23 protein-coding genes and 1 pseudogene are annotated in these 20,276 nt (G+C 34.4%); 15 read left to right on the top strand and 9 right to left on the bottom strand.

Annotation, left to right across the window (positions count from 1 at the left end; all coding sequences use genetic code 11):
• A pseudogene (locus tag BUB12_RS14835) lies at positions 1-258 on the bottom strand (IS1595 family transposase); the annotation flags it as partial.
• A 129-nt stretch (positions 259-387) separates the two neighbouring features.
• Here BUB12_RS14835 and BUB12_RS14830 point away from each other — a divergent pair.
• Positions 388-1,158 (top strand): enoyl-CoA hydratase, encoded by a 771-nt coding sequence (locus BUB12_RS14830; RefSeq protein WP_072891692.1) that lies wholly within the window; start codon positions 388-390, stop codon positions 1,156-1,158.
• Positions 1,159-1,276: 118 nt separating this feature from the next.
• Here the strand turns inward: BUB12_RS14830 and BUB12_RS14825 are convergent, their stop codons facing one another.
• A complete protein-coding gene (locus tag BUB12_RS14825; protein WP_072891691.1) occupies positions 1,277-1,462 on the bottom strand; it encodes a YhzD family protein in 186 nt (61 codons plus the stop codon).
• A 174-nt stretch (positions 1,463-1,636) separates the two neighbouring features.
• On the opposite strand from BUB12_RS14825, the gene BUB12_RS14820 reads away from it, so the two are divergent.
• The 10 genes from BUB12_RS14820 (at position 1,637) to BUB12_RS14775 (ending at position 11,197) form a co-directional block, all read left to right on the top strand.
• Entirely contained in the window at positions 1,637-1,849 is a 213-nt protein-coding gene (locus BUB12_RS14820) for a helix-turn-helix transcriptional regulator (protein ID WP_072891690.1), read from the top strand.
• Complete coding sequence (locus tag BUB12_RS14815) at positions 1,842-2,165, top strand: DUF2178 domain-containing protein (protein WP_143155650.1); 324 nt, start codon at positions 1,842-1,844, stop codon at positions 2,163-2,165. Before BUB12_RS14820 ends, BUB12_RS14815 begins: the two co-directional genes overlap by 8 nt.
• 21 nt (positions 2,166-2,186) lie before the next feature.
• Positions 2,187-3,086: an ABC transporter ATP-binding protein gene (locus BUB12_RS14810; RefSeq protein WP_072891688.1), complete on the top strand. Its 900-nt coding sequence runs from the start codon at positions 2,187-2,189 to the stop codon at positions 3,084-3,086.
• Positions 3,079-4,332, top strand: a complete 1,254-nt coding sequence (locus BUB12_RS14805; protein ID WP_072891687.1) for an ABC transporter permease — start codon at positions 3,079-3,081, stop codon at positions 4,330-4,332. The genes BUB12_RS14810 and BUB12_RS14805 overlap by 8 nt, the downstream gene beginning before the upstream one ends.
• Before the next feature lie 22 nt (positions 4,333-4,354).
• Entirely contained in the window at positions 4,355-4,552 is a 198-nt protein-coding gene (locus BUB12_RS14800; RefSeq protein ID WP_072891686.1) for a hypothetical protein, read from the top strand.
• Positions 4,553-5,005: 453 nt separating this feature from the next.
• The gene (locus BUB12_RS14795; protein ID WP_072891685.1) at positions 5,006-6,217 is read left to right on the top strand and encodes a metallophosphoesterase family protein; all 1,212 of its coding nucleotides are present in this window, start codon (positions 5,006-5,008) and stop codon (positions 6,215-6,217) included.
• A gap of 16 nt (positions 6,218-6,233) precedes the next feature.
• Positions 6,234-9,209 (top strand): ATP-binding protein, encoded by a 2,976-nt coding sequence (locus tag BUB12_RS14790; protein WP_072891684.1) that lies wholly within the window; start codon positions 6,234-6,236, stop codon positions 9,207-9,209.
• An 89-nt stretch (positions 9,210-9,298) separates the two neighbouring features.
• Positions 9,299-9,844, top strand: coding sequence for a GbsR/MarR family transcriptional regulator (locus BUB12_RS14785; RefSeq protein WP_072891683.1), 546 nt, complete (start codon positions 9,299-9,301; stop codon positions 9,842-9,844).
• A gap of 121 nt (positions 9,845-9,965) precedes the next feature.
• Complete coding sequence (gene yhaM / locus BUB12_RS14780; RefSeq protein ID WP_072891682.1) at positions 9,966-10,913, top strand: 3'-5' exoribonuclease YhaM; 948 nt, start codon at positions 9,966-9,968, stop codon at positions 10,911-10,913.
• A gap of 74 nt (positions 10,914-10,987) precedes the next feature.
• Positions 10,988-11,197 (top strand): sporulation YhaL family protein, encoded by a 210-nt coding sequence (locus tag BUB12_RS14775; protein WP_072891681.1) that lies wholly within the window; start codon positions 10,988-10,990, stop codon positions 11,195-11,197.
• 135 nt (positions 11,198-11,332) lie between these two features.
• Here the strand turns inward: BUB12_RS14775 and BUB12_RS14770 are convergent, their stop codons facing one another.
• From BUB12_RS14770 to BUB12_RS14760, 3 genes are all read right to left on the bottom strand, one after another.
• Positions 11,333-12,241 (bottom strand): peptidylprolyl isomerase, encoded by a 909-nt coding sequence (locus BUB12_RS14770; RefSeq protein WP_072891680.1) that lies wholly within the window; start codon positions 12,239-12,241, stop codon positions 11,333-11,335.
• Positions 12,242-12,343: 102 nt separating this feature from the next.
• Positions 12,344-12,529, bottom strand: coding sequence for a hypothetical protein (locus BUB12_RS14765; protein WP_072891679.1), 186 nt, complete (start codon positions 12,527-12,529; stop codon positions 12,344-12,346).
• Between the two features lie 147 nt (positions 12,530-12,676).
• Positions 12,677-13,222 (bottom strand): DUF3267 domain-containing protein, encoded by a 546-nt coding sequence (locus BUB12_RS14760; protein WP_072891678.1) that lies wholly within the window; start codon positions 13,220-13,222, stop codon positions 12,677-12,679.
• Between the two features lie 131 nt (positions 13,223-13,353).
• Between BUB12_RS14760 and BUB12_RS14755 the strand changes: the two genes are divergently transcribed.
• Positions 13,354-13,698: a DUF1878 family protein gene (locus BUB12_RS14755; protein WP_072891677.1), complete on the top strand. Its 345-nt coding sequence runs from the start codon at positions 13,354-13,356 to the stop codon at positions 13,696-13,698.
• Positions 13,699-13,739: 41 nt separating this feature from the next.
• On the opposite strand, the gene BUB12_RS14750 is transcribed toward BUB12_RS14755, so the two are convergent.
• Positions 13,740-14,210 carry a GbsR/MarR family transcriptional regulator gene (locus BUB12_RS14750; RefSeq protein WP_072891676.1) on the bottom strand — a complete coding sequence of 157 codons (471 nt, stop codon included), beginning with the start codon at positions 14,208-14,210 and terminating at the stop codon, positions 13,740-13,742.
• Positions 14,211-14,516: 306 nt separating this feature from the next.
• Between BUB12_RS14750 and BUB12_RS14745 the strand changes: the two genes are divergently transcribed.
• From BUB12_RS14745 to BUB12_RS14735, 3 genes are all read left to right on the top strand, one after another.
• Positions 14,517-15,713, top strand: a complete 1,197-nt coding sequence (locus tag BUB12_RS14745; RefSeq protein ID WP_072891675.1) for a quaternary amine ABC transporter ATP-binding protein — start codon at positions 14,517-14,519, stop codon at positions 15,711-15,713.
• On the top strand, positions 15,706-16,566 hold the full coding sequence (locus BUB12_RS14740; protein WP_072891674.1) for an ABC transporter permease: 861 nt from the start codon (positions 15,706-15,708) through the stop codon (positions 16,564-16,566). The genes BUB12_RS14745 and BUB12_RS14740 overlap by 8 nt, the downstream gene beginning before the upstream one ends.
• 72 nt (positions 16,567-16,638) lie before the next feature.
• Positions 16,639-17,562: a glycine betaine ABC transporter substrate-binding protein gene (locus tag BUB12_RS14735; protein WP_072891673.1), complete on the top strand. Its 924-nt coding sequence runs from the start codon at positions 16,639-16,641 to the stop codon at positions 17,560-17,562.
• Positions 17,563-17,768: 206 nt separating this feature from the next.
• On the opposite strand, the gene BUB12_RS14730 is transcribed toward BUB12_RS14735, so the two are convergent.
• The 3 genes from BUB12_RS14730 to BUB12_RS14720 form a co-directional block, all read right to left on the bottom strand.
• Positions 17,769-18,128 (bottom strand): YtxH domain-containing protein, encoded by a 360-nt coding sequence (locus tag BUB12_RS14730; protein ID WP_072891672.1) that lies wholly within the window; start codon positions 18,126-18,128, stop codon positions 17,769-17,771.
• A gap of 309 nt (positions 18,129-18,437) precedes the next feature.
• A complete protein-coding gene (locus tag BUB12_RS14725) occupies positions 18,438-18,959 on the bottom strand; it encodes a tryptophan transporter (protein ID WP_072891671.1) in 522 nt (173 codons plus the stop codon).
• 135 nt (positions 18,960-19,094) lie between these two features.
• Positions 19,095-19,523: an HIT family protein gene (locus BUB12_RS14720; RefSeq protein WP_072891670.1), complete on the bottom strand. Its 429-nt coding sequence runs from the start codon at positions 19,521-19,523 to the stop codon at positions 19,095-19,097.
• Positions 19,524-20,276: the final 753 nt, after the last annotated feature.

Here is a 20,276-nt window from a genome sequence, read left to right as displayed (position 1 = left end):
ACACGCCTTACAGCGATAGCGTTGCTTTTTCACTTCTTCTCCGTCAACGATAGTCGAATATTTTCCAAAACGGACGATATGCTCTGACTCACAATCTGGACAATGATAACCATTCTTATTTTTACGCTCAGATATTTCTTGAAGAACAGTTCCTGTCGAAGATGATGCAGTAAGTGCATCAATTAAATACTCTCGTAATCGATGTTTCTCTGCTGGATTTAGTTTTTGGATAGCTTTAAGGATATCAGTTGCTCTCAAGGTCATCACCAACTCGTATATTGTTACGCCTATTATAGAACATCTGTTCCTTTTGGTCAAATATCAACATCTAGCTTTAACAGAGCCAATTATAAAATAATGGTTTTGTATAGAAAAGGAGCTAAGAAGATGAGTGCGGTTTTATATGAGAGTAAAAATAACATTTCTTATATCACTTTAAACCGTCCAGAACGGTATAATGCACTGGATAAAGATATGTTAGTTGAACTACTTCACGTAATAGAAATAATAGAAGCTAACGAGGATAAAGTTGTTGTAGTAGCTGGAAATGGAAATGCATTCTGTTCCGGTGGGGATATTACCATGATGAAGAATTTTTCAAGCAAAGAGTTCTTTGATGAAGTTATGGAAACGATAGGACAAATAGTGTACAAGCTGTATATGATGCCAAAATTGGTTATCTCAGCGATCCAAGGTTCTGCAGCAGGGTTAGGGTTAAGCATCGCTTTGACAGCTGACTACGTATTGGCACAACAAGAGTCTAAACTAGGAATGTTATTTATTGGTGTTGGATTGGCACCTGATGGTGGAGGTCATTTCTGGTTGGAACAACGATTAGGTACCCATCAAGCGAAACAATTTACTTGGGGTTTGAAACAAGTGAACGGTCCAGAAGCTAGAAGAATGGGTTTAGTAGATATGTTGACAGAAGAAAGCGTTGTGGATAGTGCAACAAAGCTAGGTCAAAAGCTATTAACGACACCACTTGTTGCAATGATTAAAACGAAGATGATGTACCATAACAAGCATGAAGATACATTAAGACATTACTTAGAAGAAGAACAAAAAACTCAATGGGAACTTCGCCAGACAGAGGATCATCAAGAAGGTGTTGCTGCATTTTTGGAAAAAAGGCAGCCACATTTTAAAGGGAAGTAATAGAGAGTCTTTCAGAACTATACACAAAAAGATAATGAATTTAAGGAATGAGGATTCTACTGTATTGCAAAGTATTTCCTCATTCCTTTATATTGTAAAGCGTTGATACTAATAAAATTTATCGGTGAAACAGTACAAGCTTTGCATCAGGTGAAACACAACGGTGGGTATGTTCACTATACCCTTTTTCCTCTAACAGTGCTCCTCCTTTAGTTTTTGCCTCTTGATCATTCTCTGCCTCAAATGTTTCATCTAATAATTTTTCTCCATTTTTAGCAAATACAGTTAATGCATATTTTCGCATATGCTTACCTCCTCGAAGACTTTCTCCATTACTTATTTCGGTTTAAATTCAAAAACTCCTTCTTTTTTCTTAAAAATAACAATAATATTGTAAAGTGCACTTGACAAAATGAAGTAATGTAATGTACGCTTTACGTAAAGTTGGCTTTACAAAACAAAAAAAGTAGGAGATTAAATGAAAACATTAATTCGGGAAAAAAGAAATGAATGGGGTATGACTCAAGAAGAACTTTCTATCAAGCTAAAAGTTTCAAGACAAACAATCATTTCTCTCGAAAAAGGGAAGTATAAACCTTCTCTTGTATTGGCCCATAAGCTGGCACAAATATTTGAATGTTCGATTGAAGACTTATTCATTTTTGAAGGAGATGAGAATGTTGTTGAGTGAATCATTTCAAAATGATCCATGGGTAATATTAATTATGTTGGCAAATTACGCATTATTACTAACAATCTTTTTCCTGCAACGAAAATATGGCAGAAAAAATCATAGATATGATGAACGATATTATCATGTGAATAATCGAAATAAGGCTCGTTCATGGGATGCAATGCTCGTCATCATGCTAATAGCATGGCCTATTGTCATTATTTTCGATGGTATTTCCTTTAGCTTTTTTTTACTGACTATAATTTATGTACTTCATAATGTTACTCTATTGATTGTAACAGCATATTACAGCAATAAAAATGAAGAAAATTAATGATAGAAGGGAAGATGTAAGATGAGTTTGGTGTTAAATCATGTTACGAAAAAATTCGGCAATGATACTGCCGTAAACAATCTGTCACTTGAAATACCAGATAGTGAGATGTTTGGATTTTTAGGTGGTAATGGAGCAGGAAAAACGACGACCTTTAGAATGATTTTAGGGTTATTGGATATTACAGAAGGTAATATAACCTGGAATGGCTCTAAAATTAACTATAGAACAAGTGATGTAATTGGATATTTACCTGAAGAAAGAGGGTTATATCCGAAATTAAAAGTAAAAGATCAGTTAGTTTATTTAGGGAAACTCCGAGGAATGACTAAAAGTGAAGTATTAACGGAGTTAGACCAATGGTTGGAGCGGTTTAAAGTTCCAGAGTATATCGATAAGAAAGTGGAAGAATTGTCTAAAGGAAATCAACAAAAAATTCAATTCATTTCTGCTGTCATCCATAAACCTAAGCTGCTTATTTTAGACGAACCTTTTTCTGGTCTTGACCCAATCAATGTTGAATTATTAAAAGATGCAGTAATCGATTTGAAGAATCAAGGAACATCCATTGTATTTTCTTCGCATCGTATGGAACATGTGGAAGAACTATGTGAACATTTGTGTATCCTTCATAAAGGCTCACCTGTTGTTCAAGGCTCATTAAGAGAGATTAAACAATCTTTTGGTAAGAAGAATTTAATTATACACGCAGATATGCCTTTAGAATTTTTAAAAGATTATTCAGGAGTATTAAAATATAAGAAGTTAGCTGAAGGCTGTGAACTACAAATAGAGAATGAAGATTTATCACAGAAGATCTTTTCTGCACTACAAAATAAAGGGTTTGTCCGAAAGTTTAATTTAGAAGAACCTTCTTTAAATGATATCTTTATTGAGAAAGTTGGTGCCGCTTATGAATAAGTTTTGGATTATTTTGTCCCATACTTATATGACAAAAGTTAAATCGAAATCATTCTTCATTAGCACAGCTCTTATTCTATTTTTTATTGTGGCTATTGCTAATATGAATAACATTATCGAATTATTTTCAAGTGAGGATAAAAATAAAATTGCCGTAATCGATGAGTCTGGAGTATTATTTGATCCATTAAATCAATCGATAGAAAGTACTAATGAAGATGTTGAATTGATTTTATATGAAAACTCAACCGATGAAGCAAAAGAAGAAGTTCAGGAGGGAGAGCTTGGTGCCCTTGTCGTTTTAAGTTTAGATGAAAATGAATTTCCTGAAGCTAGTTACTATGCAAACAATATATCAGATAATTCAACTGAGAGTATGTTAGAGCAGCAGATTCAACAAATTAAAGTAGTGATGGCTACTCAAAAGGCTGGAATCGATCAGCAGATTTTAGCCGATATTTATGAACCAATCACTTTTACGAAAAATGCATTAAGTGAAGGAGCAAAAACTAGCGAGGAACTAAACCAAGCAAGAGGTATTGTGTATGTCATGCTATTTATTTTGTATATGGCAGTCATGATTTATGGCACTATGATAGCAACAGATGTGGCAACGGAGAAGTCTTCAAGGGTAATGGAAATACTGGTGTCTAGTGCGTCACCAATTACACATATGCTTGCAAAAATAGTAGGAATTGCATTGTTAGGACTTACTCAGATTATCTTAATACTTGCTGTCTCCTATGTTATGATTCTATCTAAAAAAGATGAATTAACTGGTGGCTTCTTTGAATACTTTGGCATCCAAAATACATCAGTCTCAACGTATGTGTATGGGATTGTATTCTTCTTGTTAGGTTATTTATTATATGCTACACTTGCTGCCATGTTGGGTTCATTAGTGAGTAGAGTAGAAGAAGTTCAACAATTAATTACACCGATGACATTATTAATTATCGTTGCTTTTATGCTATCTATGGTAGGAATCAATATGCCAGAGTCTAACATTATTACAGTTACTTCATTTATCCCATTCTTTACGCCAATGGTAATGTTCCTAAGAGTAGGCATGCTTGAAGTTCCTATTTGGGAAGTTGCTCTATCCCTCGGATTATTAATTGGTACGATTGCATTATTTACCATTATTGGTGCAAGAGTGTATAAAGGTGGCGTTCTAATGTATGGGAAATCTAGTTCCTTAAAAGATATAAAGAAAGCAATTGCTTTATCGAAGAAAGAAAAATAATATTTTTTTTGGAGGTGTGTTTTTGAAAGGGAACCTAAGAGGACCACTTATCACGTCATTAGTGATTTTATTCTTGATTCCATTGTTTTTCTTAATCATCTCTATGATAACGAGTGATTGGCGCTATGTTTTATTTAGTGTTCCACCTGCATTGTTTGCGGGATTAACAGGATTAATGGTAACAGTTAATGAAAGAAAAAATTTAAAAGATAACGATTGAAGAAAAGGCAAAGGCTTAGGAATCTACATCCTAACAACTTTGCCTTTTCACGTTCATTAATATAAAAGCTGGTAAATAAAAAATGTATCCTAAATATAAATAAGTTGTGTTGTAAAGGAAGAAGAGAGGTTTACATATCTTTATCACACTATCTCTCTTAAATCATATTTATTTAGAATTGACCTACTATTTTTATTGTTGATTGGAGCGAAGGACAGTCAACTCCTGTGGGAATAGCACGTGTCTGAAGACCCCACAGCGGCGCTTTTTCCGCGAGGAGGCTGAAGCCGTGCCCACGGAAAGCGACTGTCCGTAGCGGAAATCAACTGTGCAGAAATTCAAAGGTTTAATTCGTAAAATAATAAATACGAATCATTTCATTTCCTACGTATCGAACGTGCATTCGTTTTTATTTTTTGGTAAACTGAAACTATTAGATGGAGGTGAGATTCCATGGAAAAACAAATTTCATTTATTCATGCAGCCGATTTACATTTAGATAGCCCATTTAAAGGGCTAGCTAACCTACCAGAACATATTTTCCAACAAGTAAAAGACAGTACATTTACGGCACTTAATAATCTAGTAGATTGTGCGATAGAAAAACAAGTAGATTTTGTATTATTAGTTGGCGACTTATTTGATAATGAAAGCCAGAGTCTGAAGGCACAAGTGAAATTACGTACGGCTTTTAAAAAATTAGCTGAACATAATATAAATGTGTATTTATCTTATGGAAACCATGACTATATGAAAGGAAATGTACATCCCATTACGTATCCTGATAATGTATTTATATTCTCAAGTGAAAATGTTGAATCCTTTAACTATAAGGATTTGGCCAAAATCTATGGATTCAGTTATGAACATCGTGTCGTAACGAATAAAAAAGTGGATGAGTATCACATCCAATCTAGTAGCACTCCTTTTCATATTGCCATGCTTCATGGAAGTTATGGAGACAATGCAGAGCATGATACGTACGCACCATTTCAATTAACAGATTTAACAGAGAAGGAATTTGACTACTGGGCGTTAGGACATATTCATAAAAGGGAGATAATACATAGTAATCCATCAATTATATATCCTGGAAATATACAAGGCAGGAATCGAAAAGAAGTAGGGGAAAAAGGGTGCTACTATGTGAACATGAACGAGGCCTTAACTGAAAAAGAGTTTATTCCTTTACATGCAATTGAGTTTAGCCAATTGTCTGTTGATGTTTCAGAAGCAACAGCCATTGATCAATTAGAAAATAGACTTAGAAGTAAACTAGAAGAATTGAATAGCCCAACTCCACAATTGATTGAATTAACATTAACAAGCAGTCAAGAGATAATTTTAGAATGGAAGATCAATCATTTAATTGACGATGTGATTGAAATACTGAACGATTTTTTTACTGAACAAAAAAATTGGCGCTATATTTATAAAAGTAATATGAACTTTAACCAACAACGCTTAACTGAAGAAGGCGAGCATTTTGTAGCTGAATTAACTCGACACTTTCAAGATGCACCAATCCAAGAATATATAAGTGAATTGTATCAACATAGGCAAGCGAGGAAATTTCTCGATCGTCTAACAGCAGAAGAAATGGAAGAAATCAAAAAAAGTGCACAAGAGTTATTGATTCATGAACTTTCAAATTCGGATGAGTGATAGGAGGTGTAACTAAATGAAATTAAAGAAAGCAACGATATACGGCTTTGGTAAATGGGTTGATTTTACTATCGATTTTACAGATGAGTCGTTTATTTCTATATATGGTGAGAATGAGTCGGGAAAATCATCCATCCAACGATTCATCATGTTCATGTTATTTGGTTTACCACCTAAGAAACGTGCTTTTTATCGCCCGAAAACAAGCAGTAAAATGGGGGGACGTCTAACCCTGATTGACCCTACCATAGGGGAATTCACTATCGAACGTTTTGATGATAAGTGGAATGGAGCGGCAGTTTGTTATACCGAGGATGGACAGTATGATGAAAAGTGGCTTAAGGACTTACTTTCTGGGATTAACCGGAAAATGTACGAATCAATTTATACATTCTCTGCTTTGGATTTAAATCAAATTCAATCGATGAAAGAAGAGGATATTGGAGAAGTTTTATTTAGCATTGGATTAACCGGTTCTACACAAATATATTCTCTAGAGAAGAAATTGGAACAAGACATTAGCGAATTATTTAAACCAACCGGGAAGAAGCCAACTATAAACCTGCAATTGAATAAAATAAAAGAATTACATCATCAATTAATAGAAAAAAAGAATGATGAAAGTAAATATGAAGAAAAAAAGTATAGTTATGAACAAATTTTAAATTCCATTGAATTATTAAAAGGAACTATAAAGAGCAAAAAGGAAACATTATTAACGTTAGAAAAACAAATGCAGGCACTGCCATCCTTATATGATTTTATTTCATATCAAAATGAATTACATAACCTACCAAAAAGCAGTTCGTTTCCAGAGGATGGAATTAATCGACTTCAACATTTAAAGGAAAATATGATCCCTTTAACCAGTGAAAAGAAGCTCTTACTTACTAATGAACAGAAATACAAGAAAGAAATTGAACAATTGCAATATGAAATCGATAGACTCATTCCTTTTGAAGAAGAGGCCAAGTCATTTCAAGGTTCGTATTCTGCTTATCGAGAACATTTAGTGGAAAGCAATCAACTTCAAGAATCAATTCAAAAACACGAACAGCAAATCCAAACAGAACTGCAAGCATTAAATATAGGTTTAACAGTACATGACATGGAAAGTCTAGAATTACCTTTTCATTTAGAGCAAACATGGAATGACTTAAGAAAGAAAAAGGAACAATTGAGCTTAGAGAAAGAGAAGTTAACTGAAGAAAAGAAAATACTTAACAATAAACAGCACGTTTTAGAGAACCAGATTTATGAAGTTAAACAGAAGCGCTATCCTCAGAATGAAATTGAGAAATTGAAAAAGATCCTTGATAAGTACCAAGAGAACAAAATGCTAGAAAAGCTACAAGAAGAGACAATAGCAAAACAGGAAAAATGGAAAAAAGATAAATTAGCAAGCTCCAAAAAGTCTTCTATCTATTTAAGTATAAGTCTGATTTTAGCTATCTCATTTGGTTTATTAGCTTACGTTACGGATCAAACACTGTTGATGAGCGTGTCTATTGGAATCATTGTACTAGGGGTTGGCCAGTGGATATGGAATCGAAATTCGATGAAAGATATGGAGAAAATGATATCACCATCAACAGTTATAACACCTAAAACGACAATGACTGAGCAAGAAAAATATGAAGTAGAAAAGGTTGTTCGTGATGATAAAGATTTATCCCAGCAGTACGAAGACTTACAGAATCAAAAAAGAAACAACGACCTTCAAGAAATTCAGTGGGATGAAAAGAATACGATATTTTTGGAAAAAGAAAAGAATTTAAAGTTTACTATTGATGAACAGCGTGAGGGATACCCATTTCTACAAAATCTTGATGTTGTGTATTGGCCGGAACTTTACCAATCATTAAAAGGAATTATTCGCATTCAACACCAGCAAACAGAGCTTGGTAAACGGTTAACAAAAGTTAATAAAAGTTTAGCCCGATTCTCAGATAACCTTCAATCCTTTATGAATAATATGCTTTCAATCTCTGAACAAAAAAATGTTGATGTTCTAATGGAACATATAAATAATACCGTATCAGAACTCAATAAAAAGAAAGATAATATTGCTCATTATGAAGAATTAATGGACGAGAATCAAGAGCAACTCTTAAAAATCAATCAACAAATGAACGAATTTGAAATAGAAGCAAACCGATTATTTCAAGCAGCGAATGTTCATACTGAAGAGGAGTTTTATAAAAAAGCTAGAGAACTCTCTAGACGGCAGGAATTACAAGAAGCTTGCGAGAACATTCGTAATCAATATTCAACTTATTTTTCAGAAGATGAGTGGAATCAATTAATAAATCGCCTTCCAAAAGAAAGCACCTTGAAGCTTTCTTTAAACGAAACAAAAAGTGATTCCGATCAACTAGAATTAGAACTAGAAGAAAAAAGACAGCAATTAGCAAACCTTAAGATTGAATTAGAGAATTTGGAGTCTGCAGAAAACTATTCCAAGTCATTACATGAGTTTGAAATGGAACAGGAATATTTAAACCAATTAGCAAAAAAATGGGCAATACATCAAACTGCAAAACAAGCCTTAATCGAAACTCGTAATGAATATCGTGATAAGTACTTGTCTAAAGTAATGGAACTAACCTCAAAATATTTCCAGTACTTAACAGATGGTGCCTATAAACGAGTTCACCCACCAGAGAATGGGAATTTATTTCGTGTGGAATCTAGTGAGCAGATCCATTTTGAAGTGAATGAATTATCCCAAGGGACGATCAATCAATTATATGTGGCCCTTCGGATTGCAATTAGCGAAATTATGAGCAAAGAGACTAGACTACCATTTATTATTGACGATGCATTTGTTCATTTTGATAAGTCACGAACAAAACTTATTATTGATTTGTTAAGAGAACTGGCAAACGATAATCAGGTGATATTATTTACGTGTAAAAAAGAGGTTAAAGATTTCTTTTCACCACAAAATAGTATCAATTTAACCACTTTGGTTCCATTAACAGGAAAATAATGATAAACTATCTTCATATTAGAAGATGTTTTAAACACAGTTAAACCTAACAATTAGAACATTTATCGTAGCATTTGGAGGGGTTGCCATTGCCAGGTGACAATAGTAAGGAATGGGAAAAATACGAAGAAACAATTGATAAATTTATCCAAATAATTGCAAAGAACATGAACCTATATGGTATTACTTCCTCTGTAGGAAGATTATATGGAGTTTTGTATTTTTCAGATCAGCCTATGACATTGGATGATATGCGTGACGCATTAGAAATGAGCAAAACAAGTATGTCTACAGGTGTACGAGCATTGTCTGATATGAGAATGGTTGAGCCTACTTATAAAAAAGGTATTCGTAAGGATCTATACCAATCAGAAGAAGACTGGTACAAATCGTTTACTTCCTTATTCGGGAATAGATGGCGTAAACATACAGAATCAAATATTGAAGAAACAGAGGAAACGATTGAAGAATTGGAAGAACTTTATGAGAAAACTTCTGATGAGGAATTGAGAAATAAAATTCAACATGATATGGATCGCCTTATTTATGCTAAAAATTATTATACTTGGCTAATGAAATTCATCCGTGTCATCGAATCAGGAGAAATCTTTAATTATATTCCAAAAAATGAATAGAAAAACTACCAAGAGATTGATTAAAAAGCGGATATACGTTATTTAATCAATCTTTTTTCATAAAAGAAAGTAGTATTTTAGAGATGGCTAGCATCAGCGCATTCTTATAGGGGGAATTTTGATGAAAAAGGGAATAGGTAGTTACCTAGTAGGAGACTCATTTGAAGGGTTCGTATTAATAAAAGAGTCATCAAGGGGATTAACTAGTAATGGAAAACCATTTCTTACACTGATACTAAGGGATGCAACAGGGGAAATTGAAGCAAAGCTTTGGGATGTGACCAAAGAAGATGAAGTAATTTTTATTGCCGAACAAATCATTTGGATAACAGGAGAAGTGAATCAATTCAGAGGAAAGCCACAAATGAAGATAACGTCGATTAGACCTTCTCAACCGACTGACGGTGTCCATGTATCTGAATTTATTGAAAAGGCACCAGTTGAAAGAGAAGAGTTAATGGAAAAACTAACCGAGACAATTTTTGAAATGAAAAATCCAAATCTTCAACGAATTGTACGAGCATTTATTAAGAAATACCAAGAAGCTATTTTAACCTATCCAGCTGCAAGTAAGAATCACCATGAATATGTATCAGGGTTAGCTCATCATATTGTTAGTATGCTGGCTGTCGCAAAGGAACTAGGCAACTTATATCCTCAGATTAATAAAGATTTGCTATACGCCGGAATTATTCTCCATGACTTAGGTAAACTTAAAGAACTTTCTGGAGTTGTGTCAACATCTTATACGTTAGAAGGGAAATTATTAGGCCACATTCCAATGATGGTAGAAGAAATTGGTCATATGGCTAAAGAGTTAGATATTGAAGGTGAAGAAGTTTTAATTCTACAACATATGGTATTAAGTCACCATGGTAAGAAAGAATGGGGAAGTCCTACGCCACCATTAATCCGTGAAGCAGAATTATTACATTTTATTGATTTAATTGATGCAAAAATGAATATGTTAAACCGTGCATTAGAAAAAGTGAAGCCAGGAGAATTCACGGGAAGGCTATTTGCCATGGACAATCGTACATTCTATAAACCTTCGTTTGAAAAGGAATAGCTAAAGTAACAGTAATGATTTTATCTCTTTGTACATATATATATGGTAGACATGTTGGACAAGGAGGTATTAGCATGATTTTTGGAGTGCCATGGTGGGTTTTTATGATGGTTCTATTTATTTTCTTTAGTGGATATATGGCTTTTCGAGCTATGCGTGCAGAAAAAGCACTTGAAGAGCATTATATCGAAAGAGAAGGAAATATTTACATGGAACGAATTGAAGAAGATCGAAAGAGAAAACAAGACAGTGATCAATCCAGAGAACAACAAGTTTCACATTAATACTCATTAAGATAAGCGTAGAGTGCCCGTTTTGCGATGTACGGACTGGAATGAGTCTTGTTCTTGCAAGAAATTTCATATCTATTAAAAAAGCTAGTACAGTTTAGTTATAAATTGTACTAGCTTTTCCTATAATTATGCGTTTGTTTCAAATAAATTTTCAAATTCTTCTATCTTAATATCAACATTAGCATCTTTCATTAGCTCATCCATTTTTTCTTGAAGATATGTTTGTTCTTCTTGATTAAGTTTTTCATAAGATAATTGAAGTCGAACATCTTCTTTTTTCTCTTCGAATGTTGGTTTGTCCGTTACCTGAATGATATGGAAGCCGTGTTCTGTCTCAACAGGACCACTTATTTCATTTTCGTCTAGACCAAAAGCAGCTTCTTCAAATTCAGCAACCATTCTACCAGTGGCGAAATATCCTAGGTCGCCACCCTTATCTTTAGTACCGTCTGTACCATATTCAGCAGCTAATTCTGCAAAATCATCTCCATCATCAAGTTTTTGCTTGATTTCTTTTGCAGTATCTTCATCTTCTACTAATATATGACTTGCTTTAATTTCAATTTCATTGTTCTCTACCATTTCATCATACTTTGCTTGTAAGTCTTCATCAGAGAAGGAGAAATCTTCAAAAGCTAATTTTTCTTGAAGAATCGTTTGACGCATGTATTCTGTGTAATCTTCCTCATTCATAAACCCTTGATCGTATAAGAACATTTGGAAGTTATCACCTTGATATTTCTTTGTATTCTCTACCCTTGCAGTAACTTCTTCTTCAGTAACATCGAAATTGTTCTCTAAAACTTTGAAAATGATCATTTCTTGTAGTAAACCTTCACCTACACGATTTTTCATTTCATTGTAATAATCTTCTTTCGTAATATCTCCTGCTTCTGTTTCAACAACAACATCAGGATCAACAGTTACTTCGTCATTATTTGCTGTATCTTCATTATTGTTGTTATCATCTGAAGTACATGCAGATAAAGTGAGAATTCCTGCTGTGATGGTGGCAGCGATGGCTAGTTTTTTCATGTTCGAACACTCCTATTAAATTGATTAAGTTTTCACTAAAGATAAATATACCACAAAATACTACAAAAAAAATAGTCCTATATACTATAGGAGAAGAAAAAGTTAGCTCATTGCATTTAAAACTCGTAGATAAGATGAAACGAGTAATATTAGAATCATAATATTAATAACCCGAAAAACACTAGCTTGTTTCTCAGAGTTCATTTCAAGTTTAGTACAAAATTTTTGAGTTAATGAATTAAATATAAATAGGATAATAAGTGCGTAGACGAGAAAAACTACGATCATCCAATGACCTCCTTCTAACCAATAAAATCTCTATGTACGTTTGAAATCATGTTCTTCTTCTTTCTTATTAATTACTTTACCAAATTATTTCACATATGAATAGGCAAAAATCTAGGATGAATAGAAAAAGGACCATTTTGTATGGTCCTAGCTCGATTCTTTTAACAATATATCAAATCCATTATTTCCATTTTCAACAAAGGACTTTTTGGGCGCCTTTGCAATATGGTGGATATATAAGAAGTCTACATAAGTCATCCCCACATGAATGGAGGTTAATATTAGTGTATAAACATAGTAATCTACAACAAGCCAGCTCATCATAATACCTGGTAAGGTAATGAAAAATGTTGGTGCAATTGCTACGAGTAACGACATTGTTTTGCTTATGTGTGCATTCGTACAATATGTTAATACGGGTGTACGATTACGATTTTTATGAAATACCATTTTTACTGGCTTTTTTGCAATTATTAAAGGCATCATATGTGATAATGTGTGTAGAATTGGTAGTGTGATAAGTGCTATAATAAAGTAAACAATTCCGGAATCATTCGTATTGGTTTCTCCATGTATGATTGAAAAAGGTACATAAAGGGTAATAAATGTTAATAGACTAATCAAAAATGAAATGTACTTTAACCATTGTCTCCCATATTCTTTTTCGAGGTTGATTGATTTCCAGCAATTCATTTTTGATCCCCCCATTAGTTGTTTGTTTAGTCGGATTTGAAAACCTTAATGAATGATAGTATGTTTTAGCATAAAAATCAATAGGTTTTTAAAACAATTTTGGTTAATTTTTTGTAAAGTAGGAGGATGTCATGGAAAAGTTAAATGAAAACGATAATACTACATCATTTCATTTACAACTTTTGTCAAAAACATTAGATTTGGAAAAATATCCATTTATCCAACTTGTTATAATACATAATATTACAAATGCAGAATATAAAGACATCCTGAATTTATTACATTCATTAGAAGAAAAATATGAACAGCAGAAAGAAGAAGGTTTATTAGATTTTACATCGTTGTTAGTCCAATTTGCTGGCATGCTAAATGAGAAGTTAGATCCAACTGAAACAATATTTGCCCTGTATACAGAGGGATACTTTCCGACATTAATGGAAGTATTTATTGAAGTATTACAAAAAGAGGGTAAATGAAAAAGGCTATTCTAAATTACTTAGAGTAGCCTTCTTGTTTATCATTTAATTCTTCTGAAAAACGATTCTAACTGTGAGTGAAAATCAATAATCTTCGTAAGTTGATCATTTAATTTTGATTGATCTTCAGAATCATCGCTTGAATCAATCAATGTATCCATTTCCAACAGTGCATCTTTCCTATGATTGGTAGCATCAATCCACTTATTTATATAAGAACTCATGAATAACTTGAAAAGCTGTGAGTTTGCTTGATATAAATCTTTTCTTACCCCTTTTTTCCATACTAGAGTTACTAGATTTAAATCTGATAAACTACGAACACTGGTACTCATTGATGTTTTACTCTTTCCAAGTGCTTCACTCATTTCATCTAACGTCTTCGGCTTCTCAGCCAAATATAAGTAAGCAAATAAACGAGCTTCTAATGGAGTTAAATCAAACATTTCTAATGTCTTAGCGAATTCATTCATTATTTTACTTCTGGTGGGTTCGGTGTGGTAATCCAACATGCGTTCCTCCTAAAACCTTGCTATATAAAGGGTACAACAAATTAGAAACGATTAAAAATAGGTACTTCATAAGGATTTAGGAGGAAAAAGAAGTATTTCAAAGGAAAATGAACAAAAAATCTGTACAGAATAAACTGTACGTAAAATACAATCGAAATTGAAGGTATATAAAGTTTGTGCAGTATGGGTAAAAAGGTATATAGTTATACAAGTAAGTTAGCTGCTCGGTAATTGGGCATTTTTACTATGCCGTTTAATAGAGTAGTAGGGTAAAAGAATTTAGAGACAACTAAAGAGGTGAAAGATGTGCCGGTAATAGAGGCTAAAAACTTATCGAAGGTATTTGGTAAGAATCCAAAGCATGCACTAGAGCTATTGGATGAAGGCTTATCAAAAGATGAGATATTAAAGAAGAGCGGAAATACGGTCGGTGTTAATCGTGCTTCTTTTTCAGTTGATGCTGGAGAGATCTTTGTTATCATGGGACTTTCTGGTAGTGGGAAATCAACGTTAGTTCGTTTAATCAATCGATTGATTGAACCAACAGAAGGAAGCATCTTAATTGATGATCAAGATTTAGCAACGATGGATAAGAAAGAATTACGTCAAGTTCGACGCGAGAAATTAAGTATGGTCTTTCAACGTTTTGCATTATTTCCACACCGTACTATTTTGCAAAATGCAGAATATGGTCTGGAAATTCAAAATGTACCTAAAGAAGAGCGCAGCCAAAAAGCGAAGGAAGCTCTTGAAATGGTAGGGTTAGGTGGTTATCTTGACCAAAGACCTGATCAATTATCTGGTGGGATGCAACAGCGCGTAGGACTTGCCAGAGCATTAGCAAACGATCCAGAAGTATTATTGATGGACGAGGCATTTTCTGCACTTGACCCATTGATACGTAAAGATATGCAGGATGAATTACTAGAATTACAAACGAAAATGAAGAAAACGATTATCTTCATTACCCATGATTTAGACGAAGCACTTCGTATCGGTGATCGCATTGCATTAATGAAAGACGGTTCTATTGTTCAAATAGGGTCACCAGAAGAAATTCTAATGAATCCAGCCAACGATTATGTTGAGCGATTCGTAGAAGATGTTGATCGTTCTAAAGTATTAACAGCACAACACATTATGAAGCGTCCAGAAACAATCAACATTGAAAAGCATGGGCCTCGTGTTGCGTTAGAGCGTATGCGTGAAGAAGGATTGTCTAGCATTCTAGTAGTAGATAGCAATCGTAATCTAAAAGGATATGTTACTGCCGAAGATGCTTCAGAAGCACGTAAAAATGATGTGCGTGATATTCATGAAGTTTTACAAACGGATATTAAAAAGGTAGATAAAGAAACAGGTATGCAAGACATCTTTACTATTATTAATGGTTCACCCATTCCAGTAGCAGTAGTAGAAAATGAAAGATTAGTAGGTATAATCGTTCGTGGAGCTGTAATTGCTGCGTTAGCTGGAGATAGTGAGGTGAATTTAGATGTTTGATACGTTAAAAACATGGTTTACAGAAGGTATTCCGATTGCAGAAGGTGCAGAATGGTCTAAAAATAAGATTACAGATTGGTTTGCATTCTTATTTGAGCCAATAAAAGAACACTTTGGGGATTTCATGAGCTGGCTATCAGAAGATGTACTCATGAACATTCCACCATATATCTTAATCATTGTAATAGCAATCATTGCTTTCTTTTTATCTGGGAAAAAACTTGGATTGCCAATATTCTCGATTGTAGGACTATGGTTAATCTATAACCAAGGATTATGGGACCATTTAATAAGTACATTTACTTTAGTACTACTAGCTAGTATTTTATCTGTAATAGTAGGTGTCCCATTAGGTATTTTAATGTCTAAGAGTAGTATTGCTGAAGCAATTATGAAACCTGTTCTTGACTTTATGCAAACTATGCCAGCATTTGTATATTTAATCCCGGCAGTTGCTTTCTTTGGAATTGGTATGGTTCCAGGTGTGTTTGCATCATTAATATTTGCAACACCACCAACCGTACGTTTTACAAATCTTGGTATTCGCCAAGTATCTAAAGAATTAGTAGAAGCATCTGAGGCCTTTGGTAGTACTGGGGCACAGAAATTATTTAAGGTTGAACTTCCAATGGCTAGAGCAACAATTATGGCTGGTATTAACCAGACCGTAATGCTAGCACTATCTATGGTTGTTATTGCATCCATGATCGGTGCACCTGGTCTTGGTAGAGAAGTATTATCTGCACTACAACGTGCACAAGTAGGTCCAGGATTTGTAGCCGGTATCGGTATTGTTATTTTAGCAATTATTATTGACCGATTTACCCAAACTGCAAATTCTAAAAAAGAATAATAAATTTTGTTGGTATCTTTTCATAAAGAAAAGTTTCCATATATAAAAAAGAAAAAGGGGAGAGATTCGTTTATGTTTAAACGTAATTGGAAAGGTCTTGGCGTAGCGTTAGGACTTTCATTAACATTATTTGCTGCAGGTTGTGGCTCTGATGATGAAAATAATTCAGAAGGTGCAGCTAATGGCAATGATGAAGTTAATTATAGCGAAGAGCTAGATTATAAGATCACAGGTATTGAAGCTGGTGCTGGAGTATTTAAAGCATCTGAACAAGCTCTAGAAGATTATGGGCTTGAAGGTTGGGAATCAGTTGCATCTTCTAGTGGTGCAATGGCTACTGCATTAGGTGAAGCAATTGATAAAGAAGAACCTATTATTGTTACTGGTTGGTCTCCGCACTGGAAATTTGCTAAATATGACCTTAAATATCTAGAAGATCCAGAAGGTACATTTGGCGATGCTGAGATTATTGGAACAATGGTTCGTGAAGGATTAGAAGAAGATATGCCAAACGCATACACTGTATTAGATCAATTCTTCTGGACAGAGCAAGATATGAATGATGTTATGCTTGAAATCTCTGATGGTGGAGATGCAGCAGAAGTAGCAGCAGCTTGGGTTGAAGATAACGCTGATAAAGTTTCAGAGTGGACTGAAGGTGCTGAAGAAGTTGACGGTAAAGAAATCGAACTAGTATATGTTGAGTGGGATACAGAAGTTGCATCTACTCATGTTGTTGGAAAAGTACTAGAGGATCTTGGATTTGATGTAACTGTAACTCCAATTGACAATGCTTTAATGTGGCAAGCAGTTGCTACTGGTGAAGCAGATGGTATGGTAGCAGCATGGTTACCAGCAACTCATGGTGACTTATATGAAGAGTATAAAGATCAATTAGTAGACCTAGGTGCAAACCTTGAAGGTGCTAAAATCGGTCTTGTTGTTCCATCTTACATGGATATCGACTCAATTGCTGACTTACAACCAGCTGAATAAGTAATATATACAAAAATAGCAGGGGCTTATGCCTCTGCTATTTTTTAATTTAAAAAAGAAGAAATAAAATTTCAGAGATGTCTAGCTCCGAGCGCCTGCGACTAGCAAAGGAACTACATAGAATTACTTCAATTGCAGTTGTGCTGAGTAATTGCTTTCACCACCGTACCAGACCATACGTCGCAAAGTGTTCGCTCTGTGCTTTTCTAATGCTTTTGGACCTTTTCTTCAAGGTCGCGTAAGCTAGTTTCAATTTGTTCAAGGTATTCCTTAATATTTTCCTGATGTGGTTCAACAGTTTTTTTCCATTCATTTACAGAGTCTTTCATTTCATGGGTTAACTCTTTCACTAGAGTTACACCTTCTTTAGATGTAGCTGCAATTTGATCTTTCAATTTTAATCCATCTTGTTTTAAGTTTGCAGCAAGTTCTTTTAATTCAGCGCTTTGTTCTTTCACACGGTACCGTAACTCTTTTCCAGAAGAAGGTGCTGTAAGTAATGTTGCTGAAGCACTCACAATCCCTCCAACTAAAAATCCTAATAATAAAGATTTTCCACTAGACATAAGATTTTAGCTCCTTCCCGTTTCCCTATTTTTCCCTTTTAAAAAAAATGTATGTAATTTTATTATACTACTTACTTCTTAAAAAAATCCTCTGACAAGCTTTTTGCCAGAGGATTTCAGTTTTATTCAAAAGAAAAGAAAGTATGAAATTTCAGAGATGTCTAGCTTCAAGCGCCTGCGACTAGCGAGACTTCCTTCGCCTTCGTACGATAAGTCAACATCGACTCCCGTTGGTCGTCGTGTTTCCTTTATCTCCTACGCCGCCTCAGTCCAGTCCGTACGTCGCAAAGCGGGCTCTCTGCGCTTTTCTTAATTAACCGTCGCTAGTTGCGAACGTTTCATAATTTGCTGAACGATTGGATAGACAATTACCATTAGCACGGTGTTTAATGCAGCTGCAGGTAAGACAACCGAAACGAACAATGCTAGGAATGTTCCTTCCATTAAGCCTAAGAAGAACAATGCAACTGTTAAGAACACAGAACCACTAATCATTGTCCCAATGGCAGTTAGTACGCCAGCACTAATATTAGGATTTACTTTTTCCTTAATAATTAATAACAAAGCAAAAAATAGAATTCCTGTAATTGGTTTGTCAATCAAATTGGCAATTTGCCCACCTGGTGTAGTTGTCGTTAATGCAGATATAATACCACCTGCGATTGAAACTAAAACAACGTACTTCGCTTTCGGGAATAAAATAATTCCTAAAAACATCATGGACAACAACATGTCTGGCTTCATTCCATAAACAAACCCTGGAATGACATAGTGCAACACAGCACCAATCCCCAATAGTAGTGACAAAATAACTAAAACTCTAGTATTCATTTGTACCTCTCCTCATCTAAGCTATGCTAAGCTCATAATTTTTTAGTTCCTCAACTGTACGCTCACCGTCAGTTGCAGAAACTTATTTACTAGTATAACAGACATGTTCAAAATTAAAAAGTAGAATTTTCAGATTTAGTTAATTTTATTTCCGATTTCACTCGCAATTTCCTGTAATTTCTCAGGTGTGTATTCGGAACTATTTTCTTGCCAGTTTAAAGAGAAACCATCCTCGTTCCCGTATCGTGGAATTAGATGAATATGTAAATGGAATACTGATTGATAGGCTGCTTTTTCATTATTGTTTAATAAGTTGATTCCAACTGGGTTATATGCATCGCGAATCGCATTGGCCACTTTGGGTACTCGTGCAAATAATTCACTTGCAACATGCTCTGGTGTTTCATAAATGTTCTTAGTGTGCTGTTTTGGAATGATTAAAGTATGTCCTTTTGTCACTTGACTAATATCAAGAAATGCATATACATGCTCATCCTCATAAACCTTTGAAGAAGGAATTTCTCCATCAATTATTTTACAAAAAATACAATCTTCGTGAGACATTACGACAACTCCTTAGTTAGTTTGTCCCTATTGTATAAATAAATGGGTTGGAAAGTAAAGTGGAACGAGGGGCAGAGGCCATTGCAGATGGTTGGGTTCGGGAACTTTTGTAGAGACTTCGGTGAAAAAGGAGAATGTTCTGTGAGATTTTCAAAACTTCGAGTAAATTTCAGTAAACTTCAAGTAAATTCCAAGAAACTTCGGGAATTGTCCTAACATAGCACCTTGGAGAATCCATCCCCGTAAATAAAAACAGACACCGCTCTACTCGAGCGATGTCTGCCGTATGAAGAAAGAGGATGACTTGACTCAATAATACTAATGTTGGGGACTTGTAATTTTAGTTAATCTGCTTAACGCTTCTTAACTTGCTTACAAAAACCTTTTTGTCAGTATCTCATGGCGTTGAGATAATTTCTGGCAAAAGGGTTTTATCTCATTAGATTATCGTTCACTAACACCTCATTTGTTTTTTACACAATTTTTATTGTAGTGAAGCTTTTTTATTCGCCAACACTAACACCTCATTTGTGTTTAACAAATTGACTTGCAGTGAATCATCCTCGTTTCTTCACTAGTTATTGTGAACCGATATCCATTTTATATACACATTTTTTTAAAAAAATGTCGAATTACCGATTTTCCGAACGAGAAAGCTCATGCAGGTCGTAGACCGTCTTTAGACATGGGATGATAGTGAGGTCAAATACGGAGTGCCACTTTTAACCGTAAGGTTTTGTGGCACTTCAAGTA

This window comes from Ornithinibacillus halophilus, assembly GCF_900129485.1.
In the GTDB taxonomy this organism is placed as follows: Bacteria; Bacillota; Bacilli; order Bacillales; family Amphibacillaceae; genus Ornithinibacillus; species Ornithinibacillus halophilus.
The sequence above is the reverse complement of the archived record's forward strand: the minus strand, read 5'-3'. Positions and strand labels throughout refer to the sequence as shown.